At 73.7% G+C, this 16,358-nt stretch carries 10 protein-coding genes; 9 read left to right on the top strand and 1 reads right to left on the bottom strand.

Going from position 1 to position 16,358, the window contains the following annotated elements; translation table 11 throughout:
- Nucleotides 1-2 precede the first annotated feature (2 nt).
- The 5 genes from IG78_RS0122760 to IG78_RS0122740 all read left to right on the top strand — a co-directional run bounded on the left by IG78_RS0122760 (nucleotide 3) and on the right by IG78_RS0122740 (nucleotide 10,535).
- The gene (locus tag IG78_RS0122760; RefSeq protein WP_051852862.1) at nucleotides 3-1,523 is read left to right on the top strand and encodes an AMP-binding protein; all 1,521 of its coding nucleotides are present in this window, start codon (nucleotides 3-5) and stop codon (nucleotides 1,521-1,523) included.
- Complete coding sequence (locus IG78_RS0122755; protein ID WP_051915523.1) at nucleotides 1,520-2,524, top strand: amidohydrolase family protein; 1,005 nt, start codon at nucleotides 1,520-1,522, stop codon at nucleotides 2,522-2,524. The genes IG78_RS0122760 and IG78_RS0122755 overlap by 4 nt, the downstream gene beginning before the upstream one ends.
- The gene (locus IG78_RS0122750; RefSeq protein ID WP_157855853.1) at nucleotides 2,521-2,769 is read left to right on the top strand and encodes a hypothetical protein; all 249 of its coding nucleotides are present in this window, start codon (nucleotides 2,521-2,523) and stop codon (nucleotides 2,767-2,769) included. Before IG78_RS0122755 ends, IG78_RS0122750 begins: the two co-directional genes overlap by 4 nt.
- The gene (locus IG78_RS0122745; RefSeq protein ID WP_063760785.1) at nucleotides 2,766-3,704 is read left to right on the top strand and encodes an amidohydrolase family protein; all 939 of its coding nucleotides are present in this window, start codon (nucleotides 2,766-2,768) and stop codon (nucleotides 3,702-3,704) included. Before IG78_RS0122750 ends, IG78_RS0122745 begins: the two co-directional genes overlap by 4 nt.
- Before the next feature lie 198 nt (nucleotides 3,705-3,902).
- Nucleotides 3,903-10,535 (top strand): non-ribosomal peptide synthetase, encoded by a 6,633-nt coding sequence (locus tag IG78_RS0122740; RefSeq protein ID WP_051852859.1) that lies wholly within the window; start codon nucleotides 3,903-3,905, stop codon nucleotides 10,533-10,535.
- A gap of 54 nt (nucleotides 10,536-10,589) precedes the next feature.
- Here the strand turns inward: IG78_RS0122740 and IG78_RS0122735 are convergent, their stop codons facing one another.
- Nucleotides 10,590-11,183 carry a TetR/AcrR family transcriptional regulator gene (locus tag IG78_RS0122735; RefSeq protein ID WP_030566096.1) on the bottom strand — a complete coding sequence of 198 codons (594 nt, stop codon included), beginning with the start codon at nucleotides 11,181-11,183 and terminating at the stop codon, nucleotides 10,590-10,592.
- 270 nt (nucleotides 11,184-11,453) lie between these two features.
- On the opposite strand from IG78_RS0122735, the gene IG78_RS0122730 reads away from it, so the two are divergent.
- Genes IG78_RS0122730 through IG78_RS0122715 form a run of 4 tightly spaced genes read left to right on the top strand, consistent with a single transcriptional unit; the run spans nucleotide 11,454 to nucleotide 16,327 of the window.
- Nucleotides 11,454-12,038 (top strand): (2Fe-2S)-binding protein, encoded by a 585-nt coding sequence (locus IG78_RS0122730; protein ID WP_030566094.1) that lies wholly within the window; start codon nucleotides 11,454-11,456, stop codon nucleotides 12,036-12,038.
- Nucleotides 12,035-13,063, top strand: coding sequence for an FAD binding domain-containing protein (locus IG78_RS0122725; RefSeq protein WP_030566092.1), 1,029 nt, complete (start codon nucleotides 12,035-12,037; stop codon nucleotides 13,061-13,063). The genes IG78_RS0122730 and IG78_RS0122725 overlap by 4 nt, the downstream gene beginning before the upstream one ends.
- Nucleotides 13,060-15,210, top strand: a complete 2,151-nt coding sequence (locus tag IG78_RS0122720; RefSeq protein ID WP_030566090.1) for a xanthine dehydrogenase family protein molybdopterin-binding subunit — start codon at nucleotides 13,060-13,062, stop codon at nucleotides 15,208-15,210. Before IG78_RS0122725 ends, IG78_RS0122720 begins: the two co-directional genes overlap by 4 nt.
- Nucleotides 15,203-16,327, top strand: a complete 1,125-nt coding sequence (locus IG78_RS0122715; protein WP_030566088.1) for an XdhC family protein — start codon at nucleotides 15,203-15,205, stop codon at nucleotides 16,325-16,327. Before IG78_RS0122720 ends, IG78_RS0122715 begins: the two co-directional genes overlap by 8 nt.
- Nucleotides 16,328-16,358 lie beyond the last annotated feature (31 nt).

Here is a 16,358-nt window from a genome sequence, read left to right as displayed (position 1 = left end):
GCATGAACCTCGCGGGCCTCTTGGACCGCTCCACCGACCGCACCACCGCCCGCGTCGTCGAGCTCGACGTCGCGGGCAAGCGCCGCGAGCTCACCCACGCCGAGCTGACCGCCCTGGCCCGCACCCGGGCCGGAGAGCTGACGGCGGCGGGCGTACGGCCCGGCCACGTCATCGGCATCCGCGCGGGCAACAGCGTCGACTGGCTCGCCTGGGACCTGGCCGCGCTCGCCACCGGCGCCCGGCTCAAGGCCTTCGCCGACAACGTGGAGATCACCGACCCCGGGGAGTTCATCGCCCGGCACCGCCTGGCCCTGCTGATCGCGGACGAGTCCGTGCCCGCGGACACACCCGCCGTGGTCCGCCCGGACGGCGCCCCCGCGCCGGGCTCCGTCGCGGCCGACGCCGTGGTGCTCGAAGTCGACGACATCCACAGCCTGGTCTACTCCTCGGGCACCTCCGGGCAGCTCAAGGGCCTGGAGATCAGTGCCAAGGGGACCGAGTACGTCATCAACCGCTTCATCGAGTCCTTCGGCATCACCGGGAGCGACCGGCACCTGATCTTCCTGCCGCTCCCCAACTACCAGCAGCGGCTCTCGGTCTATCTGTGCCTGTGGCTCGGCGCCGACCTGGTGCTCGCGCCCTACCAGCGGGTGTTCCAGGCCGTGCGCAAGGAGAGCCCGACCTTCCTCATCGGCCCGCCCGTCTTCTACGACACCGCCCTGCAGCTCTACGTGAAGTCCGGCGGCGACGCCTCGCTCGCCGACTTCCTGGGCGGCCGCATCCGCTTCATGATCACAGGGATGGCACCGATCCGACGCGAGACCCTGGACGGCTACTGGGAACGCGATGTGCCCCTCCTGGAGGCCTACGGCCTCACCGAGACCGGCATGGTCGCCTGGAACACCCCGGACCGGCACCGGGTCGGCACCGTCGGACAGTTGATGGACCCCGAGTCGGTGACCTTCCTCGACGACGGCGAAGTCATCATCACCCGGGACGCGCCGCTCGGCCGCGGCTACTTCGACACCGACGGCGACCCGTCCGCCGCGGGCATCTTCCGTCCCGACGGCTCCATCCTCACCGGCGACTACGGCCGCCTGGACGAGGACGGGTTCCTCACCCTGATCGGGCGCAAGAAGGACGTCATCGCGCTCGGCAGCGGACGCAAGGTGCACCCGGCCGAGATCGAGGCGGCGTTCGCCGGTGTCGACGGTGTCTCGGAGATCGTCGTGGTGCCCACGCCCCAGTCGAACCGGCTCGGCGCGATCGTCACCGCGTCCGACCCCGGTGACGCCCCGCTGCGTGCGCACATCGAGAAGCAGATCGACGAGGTCAACGCGGGGCTCGACGCCCATGAGCGGGTGATGTCGCTTGTCTTCTCCGCCACCCCGCTGCGCTCCGACCCCGCCTTCATGACGGCCAACATGAAGCTGAGCCGGGCCCGGGCGGCCGAGCACTTCGCGGAGCGGATCGCGGCGGGCACGGGCCCGGGTGCCGCCGGTTCAGGGGCGGGCTCCCGATGAGCGCCGCCGGGTCCGTGCTGCCCGGCCACCCGATCGTGGACGCGCAGGTCCAGCTCGGCAGCCAACTCGCCATCCCGAGGGAGTTCCTGGAGCACCAGGCGGCCAACGCGCACCACCGTCTGGCCGCGTACGGACACACCGTGCGGCCCGAGCGGATGCTGGACCGGGTGCTCGCGGTGCACCAGGACGACGACGCGGACCGGCTCGTCGCGGAACTGGACGAGGCCGGGATCGACGAGGCGTTCCTGGTGGTCCCCGACTACTCCCACGTGGCGCGCTGCGCGCTGTCGCCGCCCGAACTCGCCGGGCACCTGGACAAGGTGAGCCGCCGTCACCCGGGCCGCTTCCGGGTGTTCTGGGGCGTGGACCCACGCGGGGGACAGGACGGCATCGACCTGTTCGAGCGGTGCGTCAGCGAGTACGGCTTCGCGGGCATGAAGCTGTACCCGCTGTGCGGCTACTCGCCGAGCGACCGCCGTCTGTACCCGTACTTCGAGGTGGCCCGCGCGCACGGCCTGCCGGTGCTGAGCCACACAGGGCCCGGCTGGGGGCCGCTCGACTTCGAGTACGGCATGCCGCTGCTGCTCGACGAGGCGGCCAGGGACTTCCCCGAGGTGAACTTCATCCTCGGGCACGGCGGGGTCACCCACGTCGACGAGGCCACGTACATGTGCGCCCACCGGCCCAATGTGCATCTGGACATCAGCCAGTTCCACTCGGTCCTCGCGGCGGACGGCTGGCAGGCCCATCTGAACCGGCTGTTCCGGCTCGGCCTCGGCCACAAGATCCTCTTCGGCACCTGCTGGCCGTCGTACCGGCTCTCCGAGTCGCTGCCGGGCCTGATCGCCGCCTTCGCCAAGGGGCAGCCTGCGGTGGCCGGGGTCAAGGAGGCCGACCGGAAAATGATCATGGGCGGAAACAGTCTCCGGCTTGTCGGGGGCGCACGCGTCGACACGGTCGACACCACGGAGAACACGACGAACCGGGGAGGCCGGGCATGAGCGCGGATGTGGCGGAGCTGGAGAAGCTGCTCGTCGAGTGGGTCGAGCGCTGGATCGAGGGGGAGTCGGACATGGTCATCGGGCCGCGGACCAATCTGAGCCACACCGGTCTGCTCGACTCGATGGCCGTCGTCGGCCTCATCTCGTACCTGGAGGAACAGGCGGACGCCGAGTTCGACTTCGCCACCTACGACCCCATGCACGGCGTCAGCATCCAGGGCCTGATCAAGCACTGCGTCGGATGACGGGGGTGTACGACGGCCACTGCCACGTGGCGTCCAGCCGCTTCATCCCGCGGGCCTTCGTCGAGGACGTGGCGAGCAACGTGCTGTGCAGGCTCGGTTCGATGGGTGCCGCCCCGAAGCCGGGGCGGATCGCCGACGGCCTCGCCGCGCAGCACGAGGACCATCTCGCCGACGGCCTCGTGGAGGAGATGGACGCGGCGGGGGTGGAGCGTGCCGTGCTGCTCGTGCCCGACTTCGGGCTGCGGATGGCGGGCACCGCCGAACCCGCGGAGGCGGCACGACTGCACCACGAGATCAGGCAGCGGCACCCCGGCCGGTTCTGGGTCTACATCGGCGTGGACCCGCGGCGCGGGCCCGATGGCGTGCGGGACTTCGAGCACATGGTCGACGCGTACGGCCTCGACGGCGTGAAGCTGTACCCGCCGTGCGGCTACTCGCCGTCGGACCCGGGTCTCTACCCGTACTACGAGATCTGCGCCGCCCGCGCCCTGCCGGTTTTCGTGCACACCGGCCCCACGGCCCGCAGCCTCGACTACGGCCCCGCCCACCCGATGCGGATCGACCGGGCGGCACGGGACTTTCCTGCCGTCCCGTTCGTCCTCGGCCACGGCGGGCTCACCCATGTCGAGGTCAGCGCCTATCTGGCGGCGTACAGGACCAATGTGTACGTGGACACCGGCGGGTTCGCGAGCGGACCGAGCCTGTCCTACTGGCCCGAGCATCTGAACCGGCTGTTCAGGATGGGCATCAACCACAAGATCATCTTTGGTACGGACTGGCCGCTCGGCCGGCTGAACGGCGGTCTGAAGGGTCTGGTCGCCGAGGTCGTCGACGGGCCGACGGTCTTCGCCGGGGTGTCGAGGACGGACCGGGGGCTGCTGCTGCGCGAGAACCTCCTGCGCGTCCTCGCGCCCGGCAGCCGCCCGCCCGGGTGACGCACCCCGTCCCTGTGGGCCCGGACGACGACCCAGGGCACACCCACGGCACACGCGGCACACCCACGGCACCCGCGGCACACCCACGGCACCCGCGGCACACCCACGGCACACACGGCACCCACGGCACACACAGCACGAGCGCGGTCACGAACGACAGAACGCAACGGCGTCGGCGAGCGAGCAAGGGGCTGGGCAATGGCTATCACCGGATCGGACCGTGCTGTCACCGGAGCGCGGGGCGCCCTCGCGGACCACCGGCGGCAGTCACCCACCCAGGACCCGCACCCCCAGAACCCCCGCGAAGGCGCCGCCCCTCGCGTGCACGCCGCCGCCGTGCTCACGGACCTGTTCGAGGCCCAGGTGGCCCGGCACCCGGACCGCACCGCCCTGAGCCTCGGCGGCGAACACCTCGACTACGCCACGCTCAACACCCGCGCCAACCGCCTGGCGCACGCCCTGCTCGCCCGGGGCGCGGGTCCCGAACGCCTGGTCGCGCTCGCCCTGCCGCGCTCGGTGGACGCCGTCGTCGCGATCCTCGCCGTCCTGAAGTCCGGCGCCGGGTATCTGCCGCTAGACCTGGACCACCCGCCGGAGCGCGTCGACCGGACCCTCGCCGACGCCCGCCCCGTGCTCCTCGTGAGCCAGGACCCGCTGGACATCGGCACCGGCGTCCCCCGCCTCGTGCTCGGGGCCCGGGGCACCACCGAGGAACTGGCCGTCCGTCCCGACACCGACCCCACCGACGCCGACCGCCTCGCGCCTCTCACCCCCGGGGCCGCCGCGTACGTCATCTACACCTCCGGCTCCACGGGCCGCCCCAAGGGCGTGGTCGTCTCGCACCACAACGTCGTCCGCCTGTTCACGGAGACGGCAGACGAGTTCCGCTTCGACGAGCACGACGTGTGGAGCCTGTTCCACTCCTACGCCTTCGACGTGTCCGTGTGGGAGATCTGGGGCGCCCTGCTGCACGGCGGGCGGCTCGTCGTCGTGCCGTACGAGACGAGCCGGACGCCCGAGCGCTTCCGGGCACTGCTCGCCGCCGAACGGGTCACCGTCCTCAGCCAGACGCCGTCCGCGTTCTATCCGCTCCTGGAGGCCGACCGGGCGAGCGGTGCGCACGACAGTGAACTCGCCCTGCGCATGGTGGTGTTCGCGGGCGAAGCGCTCGACTTCGGCAAGCTGGCTCCTTGGTACGGGCGCCACCGCGACGACGCCCCGGTGCTCGTGAACATGTACGGCATCACCGAGACGACCGTCCACACCACCCTGACCCGGCTCACCGCCGCGGACGCTGTTCCGGGCGCCCCGAGCCGGATCGGCTCCGGCATCCGCGACCTCGCCCTGTACGTGCTCGACGAAGCGCTGCGGCCGGTGCCGCCCGGCGTGGCGGGCGAGCTGTACGTCGCGGGGGACGGCGTCACGCGCGGCTACCTCGGCCGCCCCGGCCTGACCGCGCAGCGCTTCCTCGCCGACCCGTTCGGCGCGCCCGGCGCCCGCATGTACCGCAGCGGTGACGTCGTGCGCCGCACCGGCCGCGGCGACCTGGAGTTCATCGGCCGCGCCGACCAGCAGATCAAGATCAGAGGCTTCCGCATCGAACCGGGCGAGATCGAGGCCGCGCTCACCGCGCACCCCGCCGCCCGCCAGGCCGCCGTCGTCGCCCGCGAGGACCGCCCCGGCGACCGGCGCCTGGTCGCCTACGTGGTGCCGGAGTTCCGCCGGGAGCGGGGCGGCGTGGCGGTCGACGGCGCGGCGACGCGCCAAGTGGGCGAGTGGGAGAAGGTGTTCGACGCGCAGTACGCGGCCGCCGCCGACGGGGCGAGCGGGGGCGCCGCTGAAGCGGGTGCGGGTGCGGGTGTGGGTGCCACTGGGGCGGGTGCGGGCGCCGCCGGGCCGGCCGGGGACGCCGGAGGGGCTGTGGTCGGCGCCGTGCCGGACACCGGCGCGGTGACCTCGCGGCCCGTGTTCGGGGAGAACTTCGCGAGCTGGTACGACAGTTACGGTGACCGCAGGCCCATAGCGCCGGACCACATGCGGGAGTGGCGCGATGTCACCGTGCGCCGGGTCCGGGACCTGCGCCCCCGCCGCGTCCTGGAGATCGGCGTCGGCGCCGGCCTGCTGCTCGCCCACCTCGCCCCGGACTGCGAGGAGTACGTCGGCACCGACATCTCCGGCCGCGCGGTGGCGGAGCTGCGCCGCGAGGTCGCCGCCAGGACCGGTCTCAGCGACCGGGTGCACCTGCGGCGCCAGGCAGCGCACGACACCACTGGGCTGCCCGAAGGCCACTTCGACGCCGTGGTCATCAACTCCGTGGTCCAGTACTTCCCCAGCGCCGACTACCTCCTCGACGTCCTCAGGCGGGCCCTGGAGCGCACCGCGCCCGGCGGCGCCGTCCTCGTCGGCGACGTACGCGACCTGCGTACCCTGCGTACGTTCGGCACCGCCGTCCAACTGCGCAGGGCGGCCCCGGACGCCGAGCGCGGCACCGTACGGCACGCCGTCGAGCGAGCCCTCGTACGCGAGGAGGAACTGCTGCTCGCGCCCGACTTCTTCCACGCCTTCGCGGCCCGCGAGGACACGGTCGGCGCGGTGGACATCCAGGTGCGGCGCGGTACCCGGCACAACGAGATGACGCGGTACCGCTACGACGCCGTCCTGCACAAGACCCCCGTCACAAAGGACGCGGCGCCCGGGAAGCGGCTGCGGTTCGGCGACGACGTGCCCGACACCGACGCCCTCGCCGGGTACCTGGAGCGCCACGCCCCCGCCCGCCTTCGGGTGCTCGGCATCCCCAACCGCCGCACCGCCCAGGAGACCGCCGCCGCCCGCGCCTTCGACAACGGGGCCGCCGTCGCCGACGCACACCGCCTCCTGGCACCGGAACCCCACGGCGTCGAACCCGAGGACCTGCACCGCCTCGGGGAGCACATCGGCTACCGCGTCGCGGTGGCCCCGGCGGCGACGGCCCTGGACGCGGTGGACGCCCTCTTCGTACGGAGCACCGGAGGCCATGGCGGTTCCGAGGGCGCCGTCCTGGAGGCGTACGAGCCCGACGGCACCCCCGGCGACCCGCTGACGTACGCGACAAGCCCGATGACCGCCCGCCGCGGCGGGCAGCTCACGGCCGCGCTGCGCGAGCACCTGCGCGAGCGACTGCCCGACTACATGATGCCGTCGGCCGTCGTGCTCCTGGAGCGGCTGCCGCTGACCGTGAACGGCAAACTGGACCGGGCCGCGCTGCCCGCGCCGGTCGTCGAGGCGCAGTCGGCACGCGCCGCGCGCACCGAGCGCGAAGAGGTGCTGCGCGCCCTGTTCGCGGAGGTCCTCGGCGTCGAGGGCATCGGCATCGACGACGACTTCTTCGCGCTCGGCGGGCACTCGCTCCTCGCCACCCGCCTGGCAGCGCGCGTCCGCAACCGCCTCGGCGCGGAACTCACCATCCGCGTCCTCTTCGAGCACCCCACCGTCGCCGCGCTCGCCGCGCACCTCGAAACACGGGAGACAGCGGACGCGCCCGACGCCCCCCGCGCCCGTCCCGCACTGCGTCCCGGTGCGCGCCCCGACCCGCTGCCGCTGTCCTTCGCCCAGCGCCGACTGTGGTTCCTGCACCACATCGAGGGCATGAGCCGCGCCTACAACGTGCCCTGGACGCTACGCATCACCGGCGACCTCGACGTCCCCGCCCTGCGCGCCGCCGTCGCCGACCTCGTCGCCCGCCACGAGTCCCTGCGCACCGTCTTCCCCGAGCACGACGGCGAACCCCGGCAGCACATCCTGCCGCCGGAACGGGCCAGGCCGCCACTGGAGGTCACCCCCACGACCGAGGCCCAACTGCCCGCAGCGCTCGCCGCCGCCGCGGGCCGGCTCTTCGACCTGGCCTGCGACATCCCCGTACGCACGCGTCTGTTCCGGATCGACGCCACCGAGCACGTGCTGCTCCTGCTCGTCCACCACATCGCCTGCGACGGCTGGTCGTTCGCGCCCCTCGCCGAGGACCTCATGGCGGCGTACGAGGCACGCACGCCCGGGGCACCGGGGGCCACCGCGGCGCCCGCACCCACCCCCGCCACCGCCGTCCAGTACGCCGACTACGGCCTGTGGCAGCGCGAGCTCCTCGGCGACCCCGACGACCCGGCGAGCCCGCTCGCCCACCAGCTCGCCTACTGGCGGCGCCAGCTCGCGGACCTGCCCGACCAGATGGACCTGCCCCTCGCCCGCCCCCGCCCCGCCACCCCCGGCTACGGCGGCGGGACGCTCGCCGTCGCCTGGGGCGCTGAGCTGCACCAACGCCTCTCCGCGCTCGCCAAGGAAACCGGCACCAGCCTGTTCATGGTGCTCCAGGCGGGGCTCGCCGCGCTGCTCACCCGGCTCGGCGCCGGTACCGACATCCCCGTCGGATCCCCGATCGCGGGCCGCACCGACCAGGGCCTCGACCGGTGTGTCGGCTTCTTCGTCAACACCCTCGTCATCCGCAACGACACCTCGGGGAACCCCGCGTTCCGGGAGCTGCTCGACCGGGTCCGCGAGGTGTCCCTGAGCGCCTACGAACACCAGGACGTGCCCTTCGAGTACCTCGTCGACGACCTCAACCCGCCCCGGGTGATCGGCAGGCACCCGCTCTTCCAGGTGTCCCTCGTCGTGCAGAACGCGCCGGCGCCGCGCCTCGACACCGAGGGCCTGAAGGTCACCACCGATCTCCTGCACCCGGGTTCGGCCCGCTTCGACCTGCTCCTGAACATCGAGGAGCGCTTCACCGACGACGGCAGGCCCGCGGGCCTGACGGGGTTCTTCGAGTACAGCACCGACCTGTTCGACCCCGAGAGCGTGGACACCGTCGCGACCCGCCTCGCCCGGCTCCTGAGCGCCGCGGCCGACGACCCGGGTCTTCCGATCGGGCGGCTCGACGTCCTGAGCGCCAAGGAGCGGCGGCTGCTGTTCGAGGAGTGGAACGGCACCGAGCGGCCCGTGCCACCCCTCACGGTGCCCGACCTCTTCGAACGGCAGGTGGCGAACACCCCGGACGCCCCGGCCGTCGTCTGCGGTGACGTGCGGCTCACCTACGCGGAGGTGAACGCCCGGGCCGACCGGCTCGCCCGCCGTCTCATCGCCGCGGGCACCGGGCCCGAGCAGGTCGTGGCCCTGGCCCTGCCCCGCTCCGCGGACCTGATCGTCGCCCTCGTCGCCGTCCTGAAGAGCGGCGCCGCCTATCTGCCGGTGGACCCGCGCCACCCCGCCGACCGCATCGCCTTCATGCTCCGTGACGCCGCGCCCGGTTGCGTCGTGACGGCCCACGACGTCGGCTGCGCGCTGCCCGATGACGTGCCGCGCCTGTACGTGGACGAGGAGCCGGAAGCCACCGCCCACCACCCGGCGGGCCTGACCGAGCTCGACGAGCCCGGGGAGAGCCCGCGCGACCGCGACCACACCGCGCCCCTGACCCCGGCCAACGGCGCCTACGTCCTCTACACCTCCGGGTCCACCGGCAGGCCCAAGGGTGTCCTCGTCCCGCACAGCAACGTCGTGGACCTGGTCCTGTGGGGCCGCGAGACCCTGGGCCGCCCGCACCTCTCCCACGCCCTGGCCGCCACCCCGCTCACCTTCGACGTCTCCGTCTTCGAGGTCTTCGGGCCGCTCCTTTCCGGCGGTGTCGTCGAGGTCGTCCCCGATGTCCTCGCCCTCGGTGAACTCGCGGCCGGGCAGTGGCGGGGCAGCCTCATCTGTGCCGTGCCCTCCGCCCTCGCGGAGCTGGTGAGCCACCACGACGTCACCCTGGGGGCGTCGGTCGTCGCGCTGGGCGGCGAGGCCCTGTCCGCGCACACGCTGGCGGAGATCCGGACCGCGGTGCCCGGCGCCCGCATCGTCAACGTGTACGGACCGACGGAGGCCACCGTCTACACCACGGCATGGTTCTCCGACAACCTCGACGACCTCGACGAGCAGGGCGAACACTCCGCCGTGGACGAGGCCCCGCCCATCGGCCGCCCCGTCCGCAACACCCGCACCTACGTCCTCGACACTTACCTCCAGCCCGTTCCGGTGGGCGTGCCGGGCGAGTTGTACGTCGCCGGTGCCGGACTCGCCCGTGGCTATGTGCGCAGGCCCGGGCTCACGGCCGAGCGGTTCGTCCCCGACCCCTTCGGGGCTCCCGGCGAGCGGATGTACCGCACCGGTGACGTGACCCGCCTGCGCCCGGACGGCAATCTGGAGTATCTGGGGCGCGCCGACGACCAGGTGAAGATCCGGGGCTTCCGGATCGAGCCGGGCGAGGTGGAGTCGGCCCTCGCCGCCCACCCCGGTCTCGCGCAGGCCGCGGTCGTCGTGCGCGAGGACCGGCCGGGGGACCGCAGGCTCGTCGCGTACTGCGTACCCGTCGCGGGCGCCGGACCCGCCGCGGGCTCCGCCCCCGCTGTGGGAGCTGTACCCGCCCCGGGCGAGGCCGAGTTGCGGGCCCACCTGGCGCGCGCTCTGCCCGCGTACATGGTGCCCGCGGCCTTCGTCCCCCTCGCGCGGCTGCCGCTGAGCCCCAACGGCAAGCTCGACCGGCGTGCCCTGCCCGTACCGGACGACGCGGGCGGGCGGCAGGCGGGGCGCGAGCCGCGTACCCCGACCGAGGCCGCCCTGTGCGAGCTGTTCGCGGACGCCCTCGGCGTACCGCGCGTCGGAGTCGACGACGGTTTCTTCGACCTCGGCGGGCACTCCCTGCTCGCCGTGAAGCTGGTGTCCCGCGTCCGCGCCGCGCTTGGCGTGCCCCTCGGCATCCGGGCGGTCTTCGAGGCCCCCACCGTCGCCGCGCTGGCCCTGCGGCTCAGCGAGCAGGGAAGCGAGTGACTCCACGCCGGGCGGCTCCGACACGGGCGCGAACCCGGCGGCGGTCGCGCCCTGTCACTCGGCCTGTGCGCGTGTGCCCGGCGCGCCGGCCCGCATCCCGTCCATGACCAGGTCGAGGAGGCGGTCGGCGCGCTGCTGCCACTCCTGCTGCGGGTCGATCTGCCACAGCCCGGCGATCGCCAGCATGAAGTCGTCGGGGGTGAGCCCCGGGCGGATGGTGCCCGCCTGCTCGTTGGCCTCCAGAAGCAGGGTGACGGCGGTCGTGAGCGGGCCCTGCGCCACGCTCTTCAGCGTGCCGTGGCAGGTGGTCGCCGCGCGCATCGCGTCGGCGAGGCCGACCTTGGTCATGGCGTACCTGGCGAGGCGGTCCATCCACTCCCGCAGGGCCCGCTCGGGCCGGTAGGCCTGAAGGAGCCGGGGCGCGGCCTCGGCGACCTGCCGCACCTCGTGCCGGTAGACCTCCAGGACCAGGGCCTCACGGCTCGGGAAGTGGCGGTAGAACGTGCCCTGGCCGACACCGGCCTTCTTGGCGATCGTGCTCAGTGGGGCGTCGCCGGAGCGGGTCAGCTCCTCCAGGGCCACGGCGAGGATGCGCTCGCGGTTGCGCTGCGCGTCCGAGCGCAGGGGGGTCTCTCTCTTCTCCCGCACTCGTCGCCTCCGATGATCGGCGGGGGACCGGCCGACGTGGGCCGGGGTTGCTAAGCGGACACCTGTCCACTAGGTTCTCGAACAATAAGCGGACAGATGTCCGTTTGAGTCCACTCCACCATAGCGGGAGATGTGGCCGAATGCATTCGGTCGACGCCGCCCGCGACCTGCTGCGCTTCACCCGCACCCCCTGTTCTCCTTCCGCGTCACCCGCACCACGGTGCCCCGCACACCCCGGCGCCCGCCGTACACCGCGAAAGAAGGCCGATCATGGTTCCACCGACGTCCAGCGCCACCGAGACGTCCAGCGGCATCACCCTGAACGTCAACGGCGAGAAGCACACGCTGCCCGTCGACCACCGCACCACCCTGCTCGACGCCCTGCGTGAGCGCCTCGATCTGACGGGCACGAAGAAGGGCTGCGACCAGGGCCAGTGCGGCGCCTGCACGGTCCTCGTCGACGGCCGCCGCACACTGTCCTGTCTGAAGTTCGCGGTCACCGCCGAGGGCCGGGAGATCACCACCATCGAGGGCGTCGCCGACGGCGGCCAACTGCACCCGGTGCAGCAGGCCTTCCTCGACCTCGACGGCTACCAGTGCGGCTACTGCACGCCCGGGCAGATATGTTCGGCCATCGCGGTGATCGAGGAACACGCGGCGGGCTGGCCGAGCGCCGCGACCGCCGACGTACGGCCCGACGCGGAACCGGCACCGCTCGACGCGGACGAGATCCGCGAGCGCATGAGCGGCAACCTGTGCCGCTGCGGCGCTTATGTGGCCATCGTGGAGGCGGTCGCACGCGCCGCCGACGAGGTACGTGACGGTCGCGCCCAGACCGAGGAGGCCGTGGCATGAGGGAGTTCGGATACCAGCGGGCGCACGACGTCGCCGGGGCCGTCGCCCTGCTCGACGCCGCCCCCGATGCGCGCTTCCTGGGCGGCGGCACCAACCTCGTCGACCTGATGAAGACCGGCGTCGAGCGCCCCGCGCTGCTCGTGGACGTCACCGAACTGCCCCTGGACGGCATCGGGGTGACGGCCGACGGCGCCCTGCACATCGGCGCGACGGTCACCAACAGCGACCTCGCCGCGCACCCCGAGGTCCGGCGCCGCTACCCCGCCCTGGCCCAGGCCGTCCTCGCGGGCGCCTCCGGCCAACTGCGCAACATGGCCACCGTCGGCGGGAACCTGCTCCAGCGCACCCGCTGCGGCTACTTCGCCGACACGGCCAGACCCTGCAACAAGCGCACGCCAGGCAGCGGCTGCTCCGCCCTCGACGGCATCCACCGCAACCACGCGATCCTCGGCGCGTCCGCGCACTGCGTGGCCACGCACCCCTCCGACATGGCGGTGGCGCTCGCCGCCTTCGACGCCGTCGTCTCCTACGAAACGGCGTCAGGAACCGGCGAGTTGGCGTGGGCGGACTTCTACCTCCCCGTCGGTGACACCCCGCACCGCGAGACCGCGCTGCCGCCCGGCGCACTGATCACCGGCATCACCCTGCCGCCCGCCCCCGTCGCCGCCCACTCCCGCTACCGCAAGATCCGCGAGCGCGCCTCGTACGCCTTCGCCATCGGGTCGGCCGCCGCGGCGCTCGACGTCAGGGACGGCGTCGTGCACGAGGTGCGCCTCGCGTTCGGCGCGGTCGCGTCGCGGCCCTGGCGCGCCCGGGAGGCCGAACGCGCGCTGACCGGCGGCCCCGCCACGGCCGCCGCCTTCGCCGCGGCGGCGGACGCCGAACTGGCCGCGGCCGAGCCCCTGCCCGACAACGGGTACAAGGTGCCGCTGCTGCGCAATGTGACCGTGGTTCTGCTGACCGAGCTCGCCACAGGCACCGGGCCCGTCGAGCGGACCGAGCCGACCGAAGGGGCGAAGCGATGACGACAGCGACCGGAACGACCAGGGCCACGGGCGCCGTCGGCACCGCACGCACCCGCATCGAGGGCCTGGACAAGGTCACCGGCGCGGCCCGCTACGCCGGTGAGGTGCCGTTCGCCGGACTCGCGCACGGCTGGGTCGTGGTGTCCACCGTCGCCCGCGGCCGCGTCCGCTCCATCGACGACGCACCCGTACGGGAGATGCCCGGCGTGCTCGCCGTGCTGCACCACGGCAACGCGCCCCGCCTCCAGGAGGGCTTCGTCGGCACCTTGGGGCCCGACCCGGTCGCGGAGATATTCCAGCGGGACCGGGTGCCGCACGTCGGCTGGCCGGTGGCCCTCGTCGTCGCCGAGACCTCCGAACAGGCGAGGGAGGCCGCAGAGACGCTGGTGGTCGAGTACGACACCGAGCCGCACGACGTCGCCTTCGACCCGCGGCACCCCGACCGCTACACACCGGAGGCCACCGTCCAGGGCCCCGCCGTCACGGAGAAGGGCGACCTGGAGGCCGAGCTGGCCGCCTCCACCGTGGTCGTGGACGAGCTGTACACCACCCCGGAGCAGCACCACAACGCCATGGAGCCGCACGCGGCGATGGCGCGCTGGGACGGCGGCCGCCTCGAAGTGGTCGACACCAGCCAGGGCACCATGATGACGGCCACGGACCTCGCCGCGCTCTTCCAGCTCGACCCGGAGTCCGTGCACGTGCGCTCCGAGCACATCGGCGGCGGCTTCGGCTCCAAGGGCTGGCTGCGCGCGCACAACGTGCTCGCCGTGATGGCGGCCACCGTCGTCGGGCGCCCGGTACGGGTGGTCCTCACCCGCCGCCAGGTGTTCTCGCTCACCGGCTACCGCAGCCCCACGGCGCAGCGCGTCCGGCTCGGCGCCGACGCCGAGGGGCGGCTGCGCGCCCTCGACCACGACGGGGTGTCGCTCACCTCGACCCTCACCGAGTTCGTCGAGGCGACCGGCGGCTACGGCCGCGCCATGTACGAGGCGGAGGCCCTGCGCACCGCCAACCACGTGGTGCGGCTCGACGTGCCCACGCCCACGTTCATGCGGGCGCCGGGGGAGGCGCCCGGCTCGTTCGCCCTGGAGTCCGCGCTCGACGAGCTCGCCGAGAAGTGCGGCCTCGACCCCATCGAGCTGCGGGCCCGCAACGAACCCGCCGTCGGGCCCGTCACGGGACTGCCCTTCGCGGACCGCGAACTGCTCACCTGCTTCCGCGAGGGCGCCCGCCGCTTCAACTGGGAAGGCCGTGACCCGCGCCCCGGCGTCCGCCGCGACGGCCGCTGGCTGCTCGGCACGGGCACGGCAGCGGCCACTTTCCCCGCGGGCGTGGCCCCCTCGACCGCGGCCGTCACCGCCGAGGCCGACGGCACCTTCACGGTCCGGATCAACGCCGCCGACGTCGGCACCGGGGCCCGCACCGCGCTGGCCCAGGTGGCCGCCGACGCCCTCGGAGCGGACCTTGACCGGATCCGTGTGCGCATCGGCGACAGCGACCTCGGCCAGGCCTGGCTGTCCGGCGGCTCGATGGGCACGCGTTCGTGGTCCTGGGCGGTCATGGCCGCCGCGGCCGAGCTGCGCGAACGCCTCGCCCTGTCCGCGGAGCTGCCGCCGGAGGGGATCACCGTCCGCTCCGACACCACGGAGGCAGTCGGCGCGCTCGCCGAACGCGAACGGCACTCCTACGGCGCCCAGTTCGCCGAGGTCGCCGTCGACGTCAACACCGGTGAGGTGCGGGTGCGCCGGATGCTCGGCATCTTCGCCGCGGGCCGGATCGTCAACCCGCTCACCGCGCGCAGCCAGTTCGTCGGTGGCATGACCTGGGGACTGTCCATGGCCCTGCACGAGGAGGCGATCAGGGACCGGGTCTCGGGCGGCCTCGCCAACGGCGACCTCGCGGGCTACCACTTCGCCGCCAACGCCGACGTGCCCGTCATCGAGGCCGACTGGGTGCACGACCCGGACCCGGACGACCCCGTCGGCATCAAGGGCATCGGCGAGATCGGCATCGTGGGCGCCGCGGCGGCGATCGCCAACGCCGTCCGGCACGCCACGGGCGTACGCCACCGCGCCCTGCCGATCCGGCCGGACCGGGTGCTCGCGGCGGCGGGCGCGGTACCGGAAGGAACCACCCGTGCTTGACATCGCCGACGAGCTGCGCCGGTGGGCCGACGAGGGCCGTGAGTTCGCCGTCGCCACCGTCGTGGCGGTCGGCGGCAGCGCCCCGCGCCCGCCCGGCGCGGCCCTCGCCGTCGACCGCGCGGGCACGGTCATCGGCTCGGTCTCCGGCGGGTGCGTGGAGGGCGCGGTGTACGAGCTGTGCGCCCAGGCCCTCCAGGACGGCGAGAGCGTCGTCGAGCGCTTCGGATACAGCGACGACGACGCCTTCGCCGTGGGCCTCACCTGCGGCGGAGTCATCGACATCCTGGTCACCCCGGTGGGCGTCGGCACGCCGGACCGCCCGGTGCACGTGGCCGCGCTCGCCGCGGCCGCCGCGGGGGAGACCGCGGCCCTCGTACGGGTGGCCCGCGGCCCGGACGACCTGCTCGGCAGGACACTGCTCGTGCGGCCCGACGGTGCGTACGAGGGCGGGCTCGGCGGCGCGCCCGTCCTCGACCGCACCGCGGCGGCCGAGGCGCGGGCGCTGCTCGACGCGGGCCGCACCGGCACCGTCGAGGTGTCGGAGGACGGCGCGCACTGCCCCGGCGGCCTCACCCTGCTCGTCGAGTCGAGCGTGCCGCCGCCCCGCATGATCGTGTTCGGCGCCGTCGACTTCGCGGCGGCGCTCGTACGCGCGGGCAAGTTCCTCGGCTACCACGTGACGCTGTGCGACGCCCGGGCGGTGTTCGCGACCCCGCAGCGCTTCCCCGAAGCCGACGAGGTCGTCGTGGACTGGCCCCACCGCTACCTGGAGCGCACCGGGACCGACGCCAGGACCGTCCTGTGCGTACTCACCCACGACGCCAAGTTCGACGTGCCGGTCCTGGTGCGGGCGTTGCGGATGCCGGTCGCCTTCGTCGGCGCGATGGGCTCGCGCCGCACCCACGAGGACCGCGACCGCAGGCTCCGCGACGCGGGCCTCACCGACGCCGAGCTGGCCCAACTGCACTCGCCCATCGGTCTCGACCTGGGGGCCCGCACCCCCGAGGAGACGGCCCTGTCCATCGCCGCGGAGATCGTCGCCACCCGCCGCGGCGGCACGGGGGCGCCGCTGCGGGGCGCGCACACGCCCATCCACCACGACACCGTGGCCGCGTGAGGCCGGGGGCGGGCGTGCCGTGCCGCACGGG

The organism is Streptomyces aureocirculatus, from assembly GCF_000720475.1.
In the GTDB taxonomy this organism is placed as follows: domain Bacteria; phylum Actinomycetota; class Actinomycetes; order Streptomycetales; family Streptomycetaceae; genus Streptomyces; species Streptomyces aureocirculatus.
The sequence above is the reverse complement of the archived record's forward strand: the minus strand, read 5'-3'. Positions and strand labels throughout refer to the sequence as shown.

What these genes read in the sequence shown, in the direction of transcription:
- IG78_RS0122760 (WP_051852862.1), top strand. Translation starts at nt 3, where the DNA reads ATGAACCTCGCGGGCCTCTTGGACCGCTCCACCGACCGCACCACCGCC.
- IG78_RS0122755 (WP_051915523.1), top strand. Translation starts at nt 1,520, where the DNA reads ATGAGCGCCGCCGGGTCCGTGCTGCCCGGCCACCCGATCGTGGACGCG.
- IG78_RS0122750 (WP_157855853.1), top strand. Translation starts at nt 2,521, where the DNA reads ATGAGCGCGGATGTGGCGGAGCTGGAGAAGCTGCTCGTCGAGTGGGTC.
- IG78_RS0122745 (WP_063760785.1), top strand. Translation starts at nt 2,766, where the DNA reads ATGACGGGGGTGTACGACGGCCACTGCCACGTGGCGTCCAGCCGCTTC.
- IG78_RS0122740 (WP_051852859.1), top strand. Translation starts at nt 3,903, where the DNA reads ATGGCTATCACCGGATCGGACCGTGCTGTCACCGGAGCGCGGGGCGCC.
- IG78_RS0122730 (WP_030566094.1), top strand. Translation starts at nt 11,454, where the DNA reads ATGGTTCCACCGACGTCCAGCGCCACCGAGACGTCCAGCGGCATCACC.
- IG78_RS0122725 (WP_030566092.1), top strand. Translation starts at nt 12,035, where the DNA reads ATGAGGGAGTTCGGATACCAGCGGGCGCACGACGTCGCCGGGGCCGTC.
- IG78_RS0122720 (WP_030566090.1), top strand. Translation starts at nt 13,060, where the DNA reads ATGACGACAGCGACCGGAACGACCAGGGCCACGGGCGCCGTCGGCACC.